The organism is Rhizobium sp. LARHSG275, from assembly GCF_052871115.1.
The window spans coordinates 1-2,494 of the sequence record NZ_JBIXJN010000050.1 but is presented as its reverse complement, the minus strand read 5'-3'; the positions used below and the strand labels follow the sequence as shown (position 1 = coordinate 2,494).

The window sequence follows — 2,494 nt, the reverse complement described above, 5'->3', positions numbered from 1 at the left end:
CCGCTGATGTCGCGCCCGTCGATCCTGATATCGCCAGAGGTGATCGTCTCCAGCCCGGCAATGGTGTTGAGCAGGGTGGACTTGCCGCAGCCGGACGGGCCGACCAGCACGAGAAAGCCGCCCTTTTCGAGTTCGAGGTCGATCCCCTTGAGAATGTCGACGGCGCCGAAACGCTTTTTGAGACCGGAGATTTCGAGGAAGGCCATGGATTACCCTTTGACAGCGCCCGCCATCAGACCGCGCACGAAGTAGCGGCCGGCGAGGATATAGACGATGAGCGTCGGCACGGCGGCGATCATCGCCGCCGCCATGTTGACATTGTATTCGACGACGCCCGTCGAGGTGTTGACGACATTGTTCAGCGCCACCGTCATCGGCATGGATTCGCCGGTGCCGGCGTAAGCCGAGGCAAACAGGAAGTCGTTCCAGATATTGGTGAACTGGTAGATCACCGTGACGACGATGATCGGCAGCGAGTTCGGCAGCATGATGCGGCGGAAGATCTGGAAGAAGCTGGCGCCATCGACCTGGGCGGCCCGGACCAGCTCGGTCGGAAAGGCCTCGTAGAAATTGCGGAAGAACAGCGTCGTGAAGCCGAGGCCATAGACGACATGGACGAAGACCAGATTGACCGTCGGATTGCCGAAGCCGAAGTTGAAGCCCGTGGCGTTCTGCAGCGTGGCGCCGAAGCGCCCGAGCGAGCCGAGGATCGTCGCCATCGGCAGCAGCACCGACTGGAACGGAATGAAGCAGGCAAACAGCATCAGCCCGAACACCAGCGTGTGGCCGGGAAAGCGCCATTTGGTCAGCACATAACCGTTGAGCGCCCCCATGATGGTGGAGATTGCGACCGCCGGCACGACCATCTTGATCGAGTTCCAGAAGTAGCCCTTGATGCCGGCGCAGGTCAGCCCGACACAGGTCTCGCCCCAGGCCTTGATCCAGGGATCGAAGGTCGGCGATTGCGGCAGCGCCAGCATGTTGCCGTTCTGGATCTCGTCCATGGTCTTGAACGAGGTGGTCAGCATGACGAAGAGCGGCATCAGATAGAGGACGGCAAAGATCAGCAGCAGGCCGTAAATGACGGTGCGGCCGATCCAGCGAGTGTTGGTGCTGTTCTTACTGTCGTTCCTGTTGTCGCGGGCCTGTGGCAAAGCTGCGGCCAAGGTCTGGGTTGAAGAGGTCACGCTGCTCATCGCGCCTTCTCCTTCAGTTCGGAATAGAGATAGGGAACGATGATTGCCGAGATGGTCATCAGCATGATGATGGCGCTGGCCGAGCCGACGGCCATCTCGTTGCGCTTGAAGGTGTATTCATACATGAAGTTGGACGGCAGCCAGGCCGAGCCGCCGGGGCCGCCCGAGGTCAGCGCCACCACCAGGTCGTAGGACTTGATCGCCATATGGGCGAGCACGATGAAGGCGGAGAGAAAGATCGGCCGCAGCAGCGGAATGACGATGCGCCGATAGAGCTGGAATGGCGAGGCGCCGTCGATCTGGGCGGCCTTCATGATCTCGCCGTCGATGCCGCGTAAGCCCGCCAGGAACATCGCCATGACGAAGCCCGACGCCTGCCAGACACCGGCAATGACGACGGTATAGATGACGAAGTCCTTGTTCTTGATCCAGTCGAAGTGGAAGCTGGTCCAGCCAAAATGGTGCAGCGTCTGTTCCAGCCCGAGGCCGGGATCGAGGAACCATTTCCAGGCAACGCCTGTCACAATGAAGGACAGCGCCATCGGGTAGAGGAAGATCGGCCGGAGCAGACCCTCGCCGCGGATCTTCTGGTCGAGCAGGATGGCGAGGAAGAGGCCGAGCGCCAGGCAGATGCCGATATAGAGGAAGCCGAAGACCGCCATGTTGGTGATCGAGGTGTACCAGGACGACGGCGGATCGCTCTCGAAGGTCCAGCGCCACAGCCGCTGATAGGCGCGTGCGCCGGTCAGCGCATAGGAGGGAAAAGTCTTGGAATTGGTGAACGACAGATAGGCCGTCCAGACGATGAAGCCGTAGACGAAGATGATGGTGATGACGAAGCTCGGCGCCAAGACGATCTTCGGCAGCGCATCCTGCAGCCGGCCCCGCAACGAGATCGCCGTCGATTGCCGCGGCGTCAGAACCGGATCGGTGGTCGCAACAGTGCTCATAAAATCTCCTCCCTTCCCGCATGATCGGCTTTGCCGACCGCCCCCGCCTGATCGGTCACGATGTGATCGCCGTCATAGGATCGTTGGGGTCTGAAGCTTCCCCGCGAGATGCGGGGAAGCATTGTCATCACACCTGGTCTCAGCGGGCGTCGTCGATCGCCTGGACGAGCTGCTTGACGGCTTCGTCGGAGGTCTTGATCTGGCCGTGGACGAACTTCGACACGACATCCTTGTAGGCATTGGCAATCGCCGGCGGGGCGCCGTAGCCTTGCGCCAGCGAGCCGAACAGCGTGCCGCCTTCGTTGGCTGCCTTCAGATCGGCGATGCCCTTCTTGCCGCAAGCGTCGA

General features: G+C 61.1%; 3 protein-coding genes and 1 pseudogene. All 4 read right to left on the bottom strand.

Features of this window, described 5'->3' with window-relative positions; translation table 11 throughout:
- On the bottom strand, positions 1-206 hold a 206-nt coding region (locus ACIPSK_RS32925), incomplete at its 3' end, for an ATP-binding cassette domain-containing protein (RefSeq protein ID WP_446533138.1).
- Between the two features lie 3 nt (positions 207-209).
- The gene (locus ACIPSK_RS32920) at positions 210-1,196 is read right to left on the bottom strand and encodes a carbohydrate ABC transporter permease (RefSeq protein WP_446533137.1); all 987 of its coding nucleotides are present in this window, start codon (positions 1,194-1,196) and stop codon (positions 210-212) included.
- A complete protein-coding gene (locus tag ACIPSK_RS32915; protein ID WP_170282794.1) occupies positions 1,193-2,146 on the bottom strand; it encodes a carbohydrate ABC transporter permease in 954 nt (317 codons plus the stop codon). The genes ACIPSK_RS32920 and ACIPSK_RS32915 overlap by 4 nt, the downstream gene beginning before the upstream one ends.
- Positions 2,147-2,285: 139 nt before the next feature.
- Positions 2,286-2,494 (bottom strand): annotated as a pseudogene (locus ACIPSK_RS32910) (sugar ABC transporter substrate-binding protein); the annotation flags it as partial.